General features: G+C 36.8%; 13 protein-coding genes and 1 tRNA gene. 4 read left to right on the forward strand and 10 right to left on the reverse strand.

The window, feature by feature from the left end; genetic code table 11:
- Positions 1-2: 2 nt before the first annotated feature.
- Complete coding sequence (fusA, locus tag LF886_RS20875) at positions 3-2,069, forward strand: elongation factor G (RefSeq protein WP_236851444.1); 2,067 nt, start codon at positions 3-5, stop codon at positions 2,067-2,069.
- Between the two features lie 98 nt (positions 2,070-2,167).
- Here the strand turns inward: fusA and LF886_RS20880 are convergent, their stop codons facing one another.
- The gene (locus tag LF886_RS20880; protein WP_236851445.1) at positions 2,168-3,706 is read right to left on the reverse strand and encodes a SulP family inorganic anion transporter; all 1,539 of its coding nucleotides are present in this window, start codon (positions 3,704-3,706) and stop codon (positions 2,168-2,170) included.
- 623 nt (positions 3,707-4,329) lie between these two features.
- On the opposite strand from LF886_RS20880, the gene LF886_RS20885 reads away from it, so the two are divergent.
- The gene (locus LF886_RS20885; RefSeq protein WP_103233653.1) at positions 4,330-4,758 is read left to right on the forward strand and encodes a transposase; all 429 of its coding nucleotides are present in this window, start codon (positions 4,330-4,332) and stop codon (positions 4,756-4,758) included.
- Between the two features lie 45 nt (positions 4,759-4,803).
- Positions 4,804-5,109: a helix-turn-helix domain-containing protein gene (locus LF886_RS20890; RefSeq protein WP_228447757.1), complete on the forward strand. Its 306-nt coding sequence runs from the start codon at positions 4,804-4,806 to the stop codon at positions 5,107-5,109.
- Between the two features lie 619 nt (positions 5,110-5,728).
- Here the strand turns inward: LF886_RS20890 and LF886_RS20895 are convergent.
- The 4 genes from LF886_RS20895 to LF886_RS20910 all read right to left on the reverse strand — a co-directional run bounded on the left by LF886_RS20895 (position 5,729) and on the right by LF886_RS20910 (position 8,924).
- Positions 5,729-5,839: transfer RNA gene (locus LF886_RS20895), tRNA-OTHER, on the reverse strand.
- Positions 5,805-6,026, reverse strand: a complete 222-nt coding sequence (locus LF886_RS20900) for a phosphate ABC transporter substrate-binding protein (RefSeq protein ID WP_236851446.1) — start codon at positions 6,024-6,026, stop codon at positions 5,805-5,807. The genes LF886_RS20895 and LF886_RS20900 overlap by 35 nt, the downstream gene beginning before the upstream one ends.
- Positions 6,027-6,586: 560 nt before the next feature.
- Complete coding sequence (locus LF886_RS20905; RefSeq protein WP_236851447.1) at positions 6,587-7,243, reverse strand: hypothetical protein; 657 nt, start codon at positions 7,241-7,243, stop codon at positions 6,587-6,589.
- A 163-nt stretch (positions 7,244-7,406) separates the two neighbouring features.
- The gene (locus LF886_RS20910) at positions 7,407-8,924 is read right to left on the reverse strand and encodes a TROVE domain-containing protein (RefSeq protein ID WP_236851448.1); all 1,518 of its coding nucleotides are present in this window, start codon (positions 8,922-8,924) and stop codon (positions 7,407-7,409) included.
- Positions 8,925-9,341: 417 nt separating this feature from the next.
- Between LF886_RS20910 and LF886_RS20915 the strand changes: the two genes are divergently transcribed.
- Complete coding sequence (locus LF886_RS20915) at positions 9,342-9,794, forward strand: VOC family protein (protein ID WP_236851449.1); 453 nt, start codon at positions 9,342-9,344, stop codon at positions 9,792-9,794.
- Between the two features lie 146 nt (positions 9,795-9,940).
- On the opposite strand, the gene LF886_RS20920 is transcribed toward LF886_RS20915, so the two are convergent.
- From LF886_RS20920 to LF886_RS23975, 5 genes are all read right to left on the reverse strand, one after another.
- Positions 9,941-10,678: an SWIM zinc finger family protein gene (locus LF886_RS20920; protein WP_236851450.1), complete on the reverse strand. Its 738-nt coding sequence runs from the start codon at positions 10,676-10,678 to the stop codon at positions 9,941-9,943.
- Between the two features lie 125 nt (positions 10,679-10,803).
- Positions 10,804-11,283, reverse strand: coding sequence for a hypothetical protein (locus LF886_RS20925; protein ID WP_236851452.1), 480 nt, complete (start codon positions 11,281-11,283; stop codon positions 10,804-10,806).
- Between the two features lie 3 nt (positions 11,284-11,286).
- On the reverse strand, positions 11,287-11,907 hold the full coding sequence (locus LF886_RS23965; RefSeq protein WP_262913033.1) for a DUF6493 family protein: 621 nt from the start codon (positions 11,905-11,907) through the stop codon (positions 11,287-11,289).
- On the reverse strand, positions 11,856-12,365 hold the full coding sequence (locus LF886_RS23970) for a DUF6493 family protein (RefSeq protein ID WP_262913034.1): 510 nt from the start codon (positions 12,363-12,365) through the stop codon (positions 11,856-11,858). Before LF886_RS23970 ends, LF886_RS23965 begins: the two co-directional genes overlap by 52 nt.
- Positions 12,366-12,388: 23 nt before the next feature.
- Positions 12,389-13,981: a DUF6493 family protein gene (locus LF886_RS23975; protein ID WP_262913035.1), complete on the reverse strand. Its 1,593-nt coding sequence runs from the start codon at positions 13,979-13,981 to the stop codon at positions 12,389-12,391.
- Between the last annotated feature and the right edge of the window lies 1 nt (position 13,982).

Here is a 13,982-nt window from a genome sequence, read left to right on the forward strand (position 1 = left end):
AAATGAAATACAACACACGAAATATAGGGATCATAGCACATGTAGATGCAGGAAAAACAACGTTATCGGAAAGACTTCTCTATTACACGGGACTCATTCATAAAATCGGTAATGTAGATGATGGAAATACCACCATGGACAAGGATATCCAGGAAAGAAACCGAGGGATTACCATTTCTTCAGCTGCTGTTTCAACGCAATGGAAAAAAGATCATAAAGTGTATAATATCAACATTATTGATACTCCCGGACACATTGATTTCGCAGTGGAAGTAGAACGTTCTCTAAGGGTTCTGGACAGTGTTGTCGCAGTTTTCTGTGCTTCATCCGGTGTACAACCGCAAACTGAAAATGTATGGTACCAGGCTGAAAAACATGGAACTTCCAAAATATGTTTCATCAATAAAATGGACAGAATTGGGGCAGACTTCTTTGCAGTTCTCCATGAGATAAAAACCAAGCTGAATGCAGTTCCTCTTGCTCTTCAGATTCCGATGGGCGCTGAAGTACATTTTGAAGGAGTCATTGATCTTGTCAAAATGAAAGCATTATACTGGACCAATGAAACCGGGGAAACCATTGTTGAAAAGGACATTCCGGCGGTATTCCGTACTGAAGCTGATGAATATAGAATGAAGTTACTGGAGACTCTTGCAGAATATGATGAGACTTTCTTTGACATTTTTATGGATACCGAAAATACAGTCACCGTTGAAATGATCGTAGAAGCTGTACAAAGTGTCTGCAGATCCGGAGCAGCAGTTCCTGTTCTCTGTGGTTCTGCCTTTAAGAATAAGGGAATCCAGCCTCTCCTTGATGCTGTGGTAACTTATCTTCCAGCTCCTGATCAGCTTGCTGACCTACAGGGAAGAGATCCTCATACAGAAGAAGCAGTAATATTGGAAAGAAATGAAGCGGCTTCTTTTTCGGGGCTTGTTTTCAAAGTCGTGATTGATAAACATATGGGAAGACTGGCCATGCTTCGTGTCTATTCCGGAATGATAAAATCCGGTGATACGATACTGAATGTAAGAACGGGTGAAAGTTTTAGAATTTCCAGAATTTTACAGATGCAGTCGGATAAGACTTTATCAATGGATGAAGCTAAAGCGGGAGATATTGTTGCTTTAACGGGAATAAAGGATGCCAAAACCGGAGATTCTTTATCTTCTCCGGACAAGCCAATATTACTGGAAGCGATTACAATCCCAACTCCTGTTATAAGAGTTGCTATTGAGCCGAAAACGAATGGTGATGAGAAATCTTTTGGTTTGGTACTGGCTAAAATTCAGGAGGAGGATCCTTCTTTAGTTGTTGAGAGAGACAAACAGACCGGAGAGACTTTATTGAGTGGACTGGGAGAACTTCACCTTGAGGTTACGTTGGAAAAAATCCGTCTGAATCATGGTATTGAAATCAATCAGGGAAGACCTAAAGTTTCTTATCGTGAGATCTTGACGGGGACTAAAATCCATAGAGAAAAGCTTTCCAAACAAAACGGAGGAAGCGGTCAGTTCGCTGATATCAGTTTTGAAATCGGACCAAGGAATGACAGTGAATATGGACTGGAGTTTGTCAATGTAATCAAAGGAGGTGTTATTCCCACTGAATTTATTCCTTCTGTTGAAAAAGGATTCAGAGAAGCTATGGAACAAGGTCCATTAAAAGGATATCCTCTGGAAAACATGAAGATTACCCTTCTGGATGGTTCTTTCCATGCTCAGGATTCTGCTGCATTTGATTTTGAAATTGCTGCCAGAGAGGGATTCAAAGCTGCTGCCAAAGGATGTAGTCCTAAATTGATGGAACCTGTCATGCAGATAGAGATTCAAAGTATTGAGGAATACACAGGTGCTGTCACTGCGGATATCAACAGAAGAAGAGGAATCATCACTTCTATTGATGAAAGATCAGGAAGAAAGATTTTTGCCGCGGAAGTTCCGTTAGCTTCAACTTTCGGGTATATTTCCGATCTGAGAACACTGACAAGCGGACGTGCTTCCATCAGCATGAAATTGTCGCACTATGCTTTAGTGCCTGATTTTATCGCGAATACATTAATAACCTAAACAAGCAAGGACTGTAGATTTATCTTACAGTCCTTGTCTTGTTATTGAGGTTTATATTTTTTAATTGATAATTGAAACAAAATTCAATTTTGATTTCTTTATTTTTCCGGAATTACCTTATAAGTAGGGTCTTCTTCAATATTAATTTCAACTACCGCTTCCGCATTTTTCAATATTTTTCGGCAGTCCTCGCTGAGATGTCGTAAGTGTAATGTTTTATTTTGTTCTTTATAACGTTTCGATAACTTGTCTAAGGCATCTATCGCACTCATATCCACAATACGGCTTTCTTTAAAATCAACAACCACCTGATCTGGATCATCCGCAGGATCAAATTTATCTGTAAATGCTGTCGCTGAACCAAAAAACAGAGGTCCATATATTTCGTAATGCTTCACTCCATTCTCATCAATATGTTTTCTTGCTCTGATTCTTTTAGCATTATCCCATGCAAAAACCAATGCTGAGATGATAACCCCAACCAAAACCGCCAGCGCCAGGTTATGTAAAATAACGGTAATCAATGCTACCGTAACTCCTACAAAAATATCGGACTTCGGCATTTTATTAACAATCCTGATTGACACCCACTGAAATGTACTGATGGCGACCATCATCATTACTCCTACCAAAGCCGCCATAGGAATTTTCTCTATCACAGGAGCTCCAAAAAGAATAATGATCAAAATCAGCAGAGATGCTATAATCCCCGAAAGTCTTGCTCTGGAGCCTGCATTAAGGTTTACCAGTGTTTGTGCTACCATAGCACAGCCACCCATTCCACCAAAGAAACCGTTGGTAATATTCGCCAATCCCTGAGCTACAGATTCTTTATTGGTGTTGCCTTTGGTATTGGTAATTTCATCTACCATTGATAAAGTAAGAAGAGATTCTATAAGACCTACTCCTGCCATGATTAAGGCATATGGAAATATTATCTGTAGGGTTTCCAGAGAAAAAGGAACCTTTGGAATGTGAAAACTGGGAAGGTTTCCACTGATATGAGCGATGTCTGCTACCGTTTTTGTTGGAATATTAAATCCAAGAACTAGGGCGAAGACCACAATAATCGCTACTAAAGAAGCTGGGACTGTTTTTGTTATTTTTGGAAAAAAGTAGACTACGGCAATTGTGAGGGCTGTTAAACCAGCCATTATATATAAAGACATTCCCTGCAGCCAGCTTACAGCTCCATTGGTATCCGTAATTTTGAACTGTTCAATCTGTGCCATAAAAATAATAATGGCCAATCCGTTCAGGAATCCGTACATAACGGGTTGTGGAATCAATCTTACAAATTTCCCCAGTTTAAAGATCCCAACTAACATCTGAAGTATTCCGGCTAATGCTACAGTGGCAAAAAGATATTCTATTCCATGAGACTGTATCAAAGCAATCAAGACAACGATTGTTGCTCCTGCCCCACCGGAAACCATTCCCGGGCGTCCTCCCAAAACAGCTGTTACCAATCCCATCATAAAAGCGGCATAAAGCCCTGTGAGCGGAGACAAACCGGCAAGAATCGCAAATGAAAGAGATTCAGGAATCATCGTCATGGCTACTGTAAAGCCAGCCAGCAGTTCATTTTTGTAATTGATTTTCTTCGAAAAGTCAAATAAGCTTATGGTATTCTTCATTGATTGGCAAAGGTATGGACTGTCCCGATGGTATACAATTTTTTCTTTTTATCATTTTTTATGGGTAAGCTTTTCACTTTAAATAATTCACACATTAAATCTTATAATATGTTAATTTTAATTAAAATCAATAGATAAAGCATGATTTTTATATTTCCGGTTGTTTTTACTTCTTATTTTTGTTTACATTTGAAAGCGAATAAGCAATTATTTGGTACTAATTAAAAATTCAACGCGGGAAAAGCTGTTTATCAATCTATCTACAGCTTTAACTCATAGAATTATATAAAAATCTTAATAGGTTATATATTATTTCACACAAATGGCAGGAAAAAGAAGTTTGAAAGAGAAGAAGAAGGATCCATTGAAAATAAAGAATATATCCCAAGTACATTAAGGTGCTCCCTACTCACCTTTTTTAAAGTTATTTGGTAAGTTACAAATCCGTTTTTTAAGGTTAATCATCTTATTAAACGCATTTACCTATTCTTGAATAATAACTTCTATTTTTTATCAATTTCAAATTAAAGTGAATTATTTTTCACCCTACACAATAATATATATTGCCTATTATCGTTTTTTTAATACATAAGTTAAAACAAAAGAATAATATTCAATAAACAATGTTATATAAAGAAATCCATATTGGAAAGTTTATTAAGGAGAGGGTTGATGAAAGTGAAATAACAATAGAGAGAATCTGCAAATTTTTAGGCAAAGACGAAGGAACTATCGAAATGATGTATGTCAGCAGATCGATGGATACAGATCTTCTTCTAAGATGGAGCAAATTATTAGAATATGATTTCTTCAGGCTCTACAGCTCACATTTGATTTTATATGCACCTCCTTCTGCCATCAACAAAAACCAGCAGAAGTCTGAAAAAACGCCTTATTTCAGGAAAAACATTTACACCCAGGAAATCAAAGACTTTATTATGAAAAGAATTCTTTCCGGTGAGATGACGCAAAGCGAAGTCATTAAAGAATATTCTATTCCGAAAAGTACTCTTCACAGATGGCTTCAGAAGAGTGATAATGCCAACGGATAAACAGATAAAGACATGCGCCCCAATTACAAAAAAATCTATCAGGATATGCTCAGAATAGAACATCCTGAAAAGCTGAAAGATCCGAAAATCAAAGAACTTCTTGAGAAGCTCCATAGCAGTGAGGATGTTCTTAAATTTAATGATAAACTTTTCAAACAATCCAGTGAAAATCAAAAGCTCAAAACCTATGATAGGCAGACTATGCTAAAATTGCTGCAGTATCAGAAAAAGCATGGCCATTCTACCAGTTATATGTCGAGAAAATATAAAATAAGCAGAACGACTCTTTCCAAGTGGAAGATGATGTTTGAGGGAGAGCTGGAAGAGACCATGAAAAATGCCGGTAAATAATCTACCGGCATTTTTATAAAGGTAATAATAAGGAAAAAAACGGGCTGCCGTTTGCCGGAATCGAACCGGATAGCCTTGCCGGAGTGACCGGCTTCGCTATTCCTCCCATAGTTGTGGTACGATGAATTTTTTCCTAACAACACTTCATAATATGAATATAAAGAAGCTGAAAATGGGAAGAAGGAAGATGTTAAAGTCTGAAAAATCATCTGACTTTATAGAAAATTATGATACAAAGATATCTTCCAACGTCCCAATTTCAGCTTCTCATTGTATGAAAACAAGGCGACAGGCGAATAATGTAGTCGTGCTCTAACCAACTGAGCTACTCTTCCTATATCAATCGTGTTTTTTTATTGTGGAAGAGACGGGACTCGAACCCGTGACCCCGTCGTGATGAGCGAAGTAACATTTTTCTACGGCACTTGTTTGTTTTTTTTAAATAAAAAGAGGCAAGATTCGAAAAGACTTATACAAGATCACTTCCGTGACCTTCTGGAGTCGAACCAAATTAAACCGAAGTAGGCCTTTTCTACGGCACTCTTTTATACAATCAAGGTAAAATTCTCAGAATCTTCCGTGCATTTGCTCTACCTGCTGAGCTACTTTTCCTTTTCGAGGGAAAAGGCAGGATTCGAACCTGCGACCCAATGTTTATTCAATCTCGAAGTATGATTCTAAAACGACACTTGATTTTAATTTTTCCATTGGGTTCTTCTGTACTTCTTCCAGTTTCGCTGGAACTTTGTATACTTTGCGTTCACCACTTCAAAACCGTGTGGAAAACAGCGCGAACAACCCATTTCATCCCCGTACAAGATTCTGGAAATCTGTATACCGGAAATTTTCTTCGGAAAGTCAATTAATCCATATTCATTGAATCCGAATTTTTTTCTTACCGCTTTAATTTTTTTCATAAGTATTGAGTATTAACCTCAATACACTGCTTCTTTTAGATCTGGTTTATAGTTATTCATGACTATTAGTTTTATTGTTTGTAAATTTATATAACTACTGCGCATTCTTTTTACGCAGTTATTTTTTTATTAAAAACCAAGCAATGAATGATAAGAGTAAATGATATTCAATTGGAAGTTGACGATGAAACTCTTATTTACGGCATTGGTTCGTTACCGGGCTATCTGGTGAAAGACTCTGTCAGTTTGGAATCGAAGGAGGTCTTTCTAACGGCACCAGTAATATTAACACTGCAAAATTATACTCTATGTACGCAATCTTTTTACGCAACTTGTTTTTTTATTTAAATTTTGTTCGTTTTGCCTTGAAGCAAAAGAACCAAAAGTTCAAGACTTGGAAACTACGGCTAAAAATAACCTACACTCTCTAAAAATTCTAAAACTTGCGCGAATGTAATGGTACTTCTTTGTTTCACTTTCTGTATCGCGCTTCAAACAATAGAATTTTCTTAACGTTCGCATAGCTTATTTTATTAACGCCTCTATTTCCTAGGTCACTTTCAAATTCCGGCTAATTGCTCTGAAACTTTCTCCGGAAATTGATAATTCATAATTTTTAAAATGGATAATATTCTGTTCTTAAAATTGATTTGATGCTGGATTACTTTTTCCAACTCAACTTTGAGTTCGGATTCATCTACTTCTGCAACAATTTTTATATTTTCAATATCTTCTATATTTGATTCTGTATATTCTGAGAAACAGACTTTCCCATTTTCTGTTTTGTACAACACCCACGGATGTCCTATCCAGATATCTTTCCATTCTGAAGATGGATTTTTAAAAATATTTTTCCAATCTTCAATATTACTTATATCACCACAACAATTAGGTTGTATCAGTATATCATTTTCTATTTTTAATACAATTCCACCATCAAAAGCCATGACGAAAACATCTTCTTCAGATTCCTCTGATTCCATGTCTTCAATTTTAGCTTCAACAATCATCTTCAGAGTTTCATCATCAATAGTTTTGATATCTACTAAATAAGACCCTTTCTCAATAGTCTCAAAATTAAAATTCAGTTGAGAAACAGCTTCTTTCCATTTTGTAAACCATTCTTCATGATTGGGATAATCGGAAATTTCCGGTAATCCGACTTCTTCTTTGACATATCGTAACGGGCTAATTTCAATTGTATTAATTAGTTTCATAGCATATAGTTTAATTCAATAGCCCCGATTGCAAAGGCATCCTTTTTCTGAATGGCTTGAAAAAAGCTTTGGCGAAAAAGATAGAGTGAAAAGCGGGATTAAGCTTCTAAATATATTGATTGTTTTTATGATGACTAGTTTTTATTTTTAAAAGCAGTACCTTTTACAGCACTACTTTTTGTATCATTTCTACAGCTGATTTTTTATCTTCCAATGCATTCAATACATTGAAAATTTTGTCCGACCAACCGGCAATAAGGTATACATCATTTTTTCTGACGTCAAGCGGCTGTGTACCATAACCTGCCAAGTCAAAAATATACAGTTTTGCATAAGGAGCGATAGCTTTGTATCTTTTCCATACGTCTTCAAAGGAGTTTCTGTTTCCTTTGCTATCCCACATCTGAGTATCGGTAAACAGCATTACTTTATCTACTTTTTCTCCTCTTTTGATCAGATCTTCGATGATCAGATAACCATTGGTGGAATATCCTGCTTCACCTTCTCTTTTATAGAATGCATCCACATTTCTAAGAATACCGTTTTTAGGCATTGGAACTCTTAGCCAGCGGTCACCGAAGATACCTGTCACCACTTTTTTACACTGTGACTGCAGGATCATCGACATCAGCAAACCGATGTCATACAGCAATATTTTACTTTTGCTGGAAACCGCTTTCTGCATAGAACCAGAGACATCTGCAGCGATCACTACTGAAGTATCAAAACCAAAGCCTTTGATGTTTCTGGCACTCACCACTACGGCATCTTCCAATGCTTCCAATACTGAGGACAGATAAGGAGAATCTATGATTTTCAATTCTCTGTAAGCCGCCAGAAATCGGAATGGGAGTTGTTTTGAGTTGGATACCGCTCTTTCATCAGAAAGATATCGGCAAACTTTGTTCATGGCATCAGATGACACTCTGGCTTCAAGGATATTCCTCAAGTTTCTCATGGTTGCCATATAACCCAATTTGTTGCTGAAGATCAGTTCTTCCCATTTGTTTTTGAAGGCCAGTTTTCTTTCTGCATCATCTGCAAATTTCGTTTGACCTAAAACAGAAAGCTCCACTTCCCAGGTATAAGGTGTTTCCAGTGTATTGTTAGCAATTTTGTTGAAAACTGCCTGCTGGTTTTCGTCTTTAGCTTTTGGGTGAACAAGAAATAATGCATCTTTTAAGGTTACGTCTGCTTTCCTGTTGTATTTTGCAAACTGATATTCGTCAAATTTGTTGAATGACTTCACCAAACCTTTCTGAATCTGCTTTGACAGCTTATTAAGCTTTTTAGTATCTGTTCTTTTATTCGCAAGCTGGTAATAGGCAAGCAATTCTGTGATTTCGTCTGCTCTTTGAACGATTCCATCTACTGTTTTACTCACCAGATCTGTACCGGAAGCCTGTTTTGCCAATTCGGTTGTCAAAACCAATGGAATGGAACGCAAGTACATATCTTTCCTTGCATACACCGCCAGTTTTGCCACAAATTCAGGATCATTTTTTTTAATCAGAGACTGAATTCTTTCCAACCTGTCATTTCCTTTTTCATAGTTGGCATCTGACAGTCCTGTTGTAACAACAGCACTATACAATTCTTCTGCAGGTGTCATCGCATATGCTTTTGCACCTTCGTAATTTTGCACTACTTTATTTTCTTTTTTTAAAAAATTAAATTTCATGGTTACTGTTTTTTTTTGTTAAACATGGAGAAGGATTGATACTTCCTCTCTGATTTCTGATGCAAAGTAAAGACAGTATTACGCAGTCTTTTTGCGTAGAATATTTTTCTTTGATTTTTTTAAATTTTTATTTTTGAAATATGATTAAAAGGATATTTATATTGAATAACTCTCGCAGATTTTGCAGGATTAAGCAGATTTTAAGTTTTGGCTGAAGCCGGCGGAATGAAGTCATAATTTATTAGGCGGGCTTTAGCCCGCCCCTATTGAATTAATATTGAAAACAATTATTGATATTTAACAAGAATTTAATTCCTAATTATAAAATCCTTCTATCATTCATTTTCATTAAAGAAATCGTCTCCAACAGGTATTTCAGTAGAGGTTTTATAGCTTTGTGTCATTAAAATTAAAGCTATGATTAAAGGATTATATGAAACTCATGTACAGGTAAGTGATTTGGAAAATGGTATTCAGTTTTATACAGAAGTATTAGGATTAAAACTAGCTCATAGAGATGAAACCAGACCTATTGCTTTTTTATGGGTCGGAGAAGGTAAAGAATTTATGCTGGGGTTATGGGAGCAGAAGGAGAATCTTCAGACCAGACATTTTGCTTTTTCAAGCAGTAAGGAAGATATTTTGAATTACTCAGTAGAATATTTAGAAAATAAAGATTTAAAACCTTATAATTTCCTAAAAAATGGCAGTGTTGAGCCTATGGTATTTGCATGGATGCCGGCACTGGCTATTTATTTTAATGATCCTGATGGAAACCAGCTTGAGTTTATTTCTATTCTGGAAGGTGAAAGTAAACCCGAATTGGGGGTGCTTAGCTATGAAGAATGGCTGAAGCAGGCAAAAAATTAATAAACAAAAGTTTATTAAATGTTATACAATGCAAAGGTGCAGGAAAATCAAAATTTTAAGGAGATTAAGGATGAGTCTTCTTATAAAAACTAATTTTTGCACCTTCGCAATTATTAACAAAATAATATAATAAGCATCAACAATTTTTAACTGTTTACCAGTTTTTTCACTGCCAGCACATGTTTACAAGGACCTCTTTCACCTTGATATTTACTAAACCATTCACAGGTACAGCGTTCTTTTTCTTCTTCAATGATTACCGTATGATGCACACCAGTTCCTTCTACTCTGGCTTCTGTTCTTTCCTTATTGTTGTTTAAAATTTCTACTTTTCCCGCTTCTATAAGCTTTTCAGCATTTTTTATACGGGGATTTAATCCGATAATACGGTTTAATTTAAAAGGAAGTCTTCGGTAGAAAAATTCATTATCATCAAGGTCGTAGCCTAACAATCCCATTGCGGCAAGTCTTCCTGTAATATTTTCCGCCTTATTAAAACTAATATTCTCTTCCAGAGCAAGCATGGCTGGATTAAAAGATTGGTTGGCATAGACGTATTTGTCCAAAGCGTCAATCCATTCATCTGAAACTTCAGAAACTAAACTATCCAGTAGGGCTCCTTCTCCTGAGAAACCTCTCCAGCATTCTCTTGACAAAGAAAAGCTGAATCTAATATTCCCCATATAAAGCTGCCAGGTGGTAGACTGCATATTAGCATGTGGAAAAACCTGCATAGAATCAATATACGGAAGCAAAGGTTCCAACAGACGAAGCCTGTGAAGTCCTCCTATACAAACAGCATCAGCAGATGTTACAGGAGAGAAGATTGGCTTATTTCCTCTCACAATAAGGTAATAATCAGACTTTACTACTCCTTTCGGCATTCCACGAAATAGCTGTTGTGTCTGAATTCTATTAAAAGTATGGCGTTTTTCGGATTCTGATAAATAAACCTGAACCGTTCCCAGACCTTTGATCCATTTTACAGGCAGAGGAACTTTTCTTTCTATTATTTTTTTTCTTCCTGATAAAGCCCCACTTCTTTTTCACCTACGGAAAGCATAACCTTTTCATTCGGTCGGATACTTCCCAGTGCGGTTATCATCGGTTGGTTAAAATCCACATTCGTTGTTCCGTTTTCCAGGAATTCCCCATCAAGACCATCAGGCAGGACGTCCAGCCTTGCGTAAACTCCTGCGCAATGAGAAAAACCTTCAAAGCGTAATCTTCCATTTCCGGCAGTCACAATCGGATCTTTAAGAAGTGCCATCTGAAAAGGAGACAGGTTAAAGCTGGATTTCACAATATTGGAAAGCGTGATCAGACATCTCGCTAAAATAAAGGGCTGTCCTACATTTCCCCAAAAAAAGCACGAAACACCAGTGTCTTTCTGTATCTCACTATATTTAGCAAGAAACAGTTCTTCCATGGCATCTCTCCTAGCCAGGGAGGATTTCCCTGAATAGTTATAAATAAGCGTATCTTCCATAATTTATTTCTTGAGAAGAAGATTGCAGATTTTTTTCAGACTCGAGTTTTCTTTCCAGTTGTTTAATTTTTCTTTGACCTCTTTATGGGCTTCTGACTGGTTCAAAGCCAATACTTCATGATAAATTTCAAGAATTTTCTTCAGATTGGTAACGGGAGTATCCATTTGAAGCAATATATTGGATATCAGTTCCTCAAGGGCAATATTATGATTTTTGCTGACATTCAGCATATGATGTTGTATAAGGTCTGTAAATCTTTTTACAGGTGCCCATTCTAACTTTTCGTGCAAGCCGATCACTCTTCCTAACCACGCATTGTCCATCATATGATAAGAAACATGTTCCAGCCACATTTCTGCAGCTGTCCCACGGATGGTCTTATCACTGTCCAGGAAAATAGTTCCTAAGAAAAGATATCCTATTTCATCCAAAGGCTTTTTGATCTTATAAAGTGCATTCGCGGTATTCAAAACCAGACTTCTTTCATAGACCTCAGCAATTCCGGAATAGAAAAGGCAGTATTTAATGACTTTCGCCAAGGCATTTGCAGGCGTATTTGGAAAACAAAGCATCAGTGCGGGAATTTCTGAAAGCTCTTTCTGCTCAGCAACAAAATATTCCATGAAAAGAGGCTCTTTTCTTTTTCAAGATGATATTTTGGAATAGTAATATTCAGTTCTACAGGGTAGTATGAGTTTTTCTTACTATCAATGGTTTTCCACTTGTAATCACCTGAAAAGAATTCCACAGGAATATCATCATATCCAAAACTTCTGAATTCTTCAAAAACAGTTTCCGGTGAACGGGTAATTCCAGCGGTCATCCACCATGAAGGGTGTTCAAATTTCCCTTCCGGTTTAGCATTTCTGCCAAAGAAGAAAAGTAGCAATTCCCTGTATTCACCTTTCAATCTTTTTTCAACTTCCACTATAGCTTTCGAGGTGTCATCTAGAGCACAACGCTGCAGTGCCAGATGAATATCCAGGTGATGGGGTTCAGTATTATTATTCTGATAATTCTCTAATCTTTCTACCAAAGTGACAGGAGAAACCCAGCAAGGAGCATGGGTGATTGGAAACAACAAAGGAGTCTTATCTCCTGATGCTATTTTTGGAAGGCATAGACAGCAAGCTCTTTAAACGCTTGTCTGGCAGGGCAGTCTGCTCCAACTTCTTCTATCGGACCTAATTTTTTCTGATAATTTGAATAGGACTCTCTTCCCGCTTCCTCTTCTTCTGTTTTCTGGTAGATTTTCTCAAGATTCTTAAGCTGAATCGGATATTTTTCCAGTAAGCTCAAACCATAATTGATAATAGCGTTGCATAATAAAACATTCAGATAGGGAACTTCCCATTTCGCAATCGTTTTACAAGCTTTTAAAAATACAGGTTCTATCAATTTCACAGATTCGGCATCTACATCACCGGCAAATTGGATAAATCCTGTCAAAGCAATATCACAATGATAGCTATACGGATCATCCATCGCTAAAGGAAGATAAAACATGAGGTCTTCAAAGTTTTGAAGTACCTGTACTGCATTTTCTTCTGCTGTCAGAGACAATTTCTCTGAGTCTATTGCTTCCAACTCTTGCTGTCTCTCTTCTATATATTTTGCCAAAAGAGGGCGTACGTTAGTCAGTATATTATCTGAATAATGGGAAAGCGCCTCCATCATATTTTCAGAAGCCGGAATATATTTCAGGATAATCTTTGCTGTTTTTGATTGTATACCGTCATCTTTACTTACAAATGCTGTACTTAAAGCCATCCCCAACATTTCAGGATCCATTTTCTTTCGCTGAAATATTTTTTCTGTAAGAACCAAACTGGAAACAACTACCGTTTTCACTTCTGAGCTCAGCAGATTCGGAAGATAATGTGAAAATTCATCATTCTTAAAATCAGGACTGCCTACTATTTTTTTCAAATGTGATAATATGGTATTCACCGCTTTTGATTGTGAGGAAGATAATCCTGCAAGCAATTCATCCTGTAATTCAGAAAGCTCTTCATCACTTGGTTTTAATGCTGTGAATGCATCCATAAACCATCCCGTAACATTTTTATTAAAATTTCTGTTGGAAGCCAGAAGGCATTCTCTTAAAAATCTTTTTCTTTCAATTTTTTTATCTGCAATCAGCCTTTGAACAATAGGAAACCATTCTTTACGGAAGGGTAAAGATTTGGAAGGGTATTCACATAAATACCAAAAGTGGGTATTAAGTGTTTCTGGATGATCGTCAAGGTCAGATGGATAATTACTTAGGTGATGACCCAGCAATTCCGGTTTAGGTTCTACATATCCTTTTTCCGTCCATCCCAGAATATCCTTATAATTAAAGGCGGTAAATTCTGCTTCTACAGATTCATTGATAAATTCTGAAAACCATTCCGGGCATCCCCACTCCAGTATCTGTTCGGTTTGTTCTGCATTACGGAAAAGACTCCAGTAGTTTTTACCGAAATTCTTTTTATCCATACAAACAAATGAAGCGATATCTATAATCGAATGCTGATTCACAGATCCTGCCGTGTGGTAGGAATTTTTAGTCATTACAATCTTACTGATCTCACGGTCCATTTTCTTTATAGACGGTACCAGTATTTTCCTTTCTTCAGTACTAAGCTCTTTTAGGAAGGGGATGATCTCATGTATTTTTTCCTCATTAAGGATCTCATAAAGTCTTTCTTTCATG

The organism is Chryseobacterium sp. MEBOG07, from assembly GCF_021869745.1.
GTDB lineage: Bacteria > Bacteroidota > Bacteroidia > Flavobacteriales > Weeksellaceae > Chryseobacterium > Chryseobacterium viscerum.

What these genes read in the sequence shown, in the direction of transcription:
- LF886_RS20890 (WP_228447757.1), top strand. Translation starts at nt 4,804, where the DNA reads ATGCTCAGAATAGAACATCCTGAAAAGCTGAAAGATCCGAAAATCAAA.
- LF886_RS20925 (WP_236851452.1), bottom strand. Translation starts at nt 11,283, where the DNA reads ATGGAAGATACGCTTATTTATAACTATTCAGGGAAATCCTCCCTGGCT.
- LF886_RS20885 (WP_103233653.1), top strand. Translation starts at nt 4,330, where the DNA reads ATGTTATATAAAGAAATCCATATTGGAAAGTTTATTAAGGAGAGGGTT.
- LF886_RS20915 (WP_236851449.1), top strand. Translation starts at nt 9,342, where the DNA reads ATGATTAAAGGATTATATGAAACTCATGTACAGGTAAGTGATTTGGAA.
- LF886_RS20905 (WP_236851447.1), bottom strand. Translation starts at nt 7,243, where the DNA reads ATGAAACTAATTAATACAATTGAAATTAGCCCGTTACGATATGTCAAA.
- LF886_RS20900 (WP_236851446.1), bottom strand. Translation starts at nt 6,026, where the DNA reads ATGAAAAAAATTAAAGCGGTAAGAAAAAAATTCGGATTCAATGAATAT.
- fusA (WP_236851444.1), top strand. Translation starts at nt 3, where the DNA reads ATGAAATACAACACACGAAATATAGGGATCATAGCACATGTAGATGCA.
- LF886_RS20910 (WP_236851448.1), bottom strand. Translation starts at nt 8,924, where the DNA reads ATGAAATTTAATTTTTTAAAAAAAGAAAATAAAGTAGTGCAAAATTAC.
- LF886_RS20880 (WP_236851445.1), bottom strand. Translation starts at nt 3,706, where the DNA reads ATGAAGAATACCATAAGCTTATTTGACTTTTCGAAGAAAATCAATTAC.
- LF886_RS23975 (WP_262913035.1), bottom strand. Translation starts at nt 13,981, where the DNA reads ATGAAAGAAAGACTTTATGAGATCCTTAATGAGGAAAAAATACATGAG.
- LF886_RS20920 (WP_236851450.1), bottom strand. Translation starts at nt 10,678, where the DNA reads ATGCCGAAAGGAGTAGTAAAGTCTGATTATTACCTTATTGTGAGAGGA.
- LF886_RS23965 (WP_262913033.1), bottom strand. Translation starts at nt 11,907, where the DNA reads ATGGAATATTTTGTTGCTGAGCAGAAAGAGCTTTCAGAAATTCCCGCA.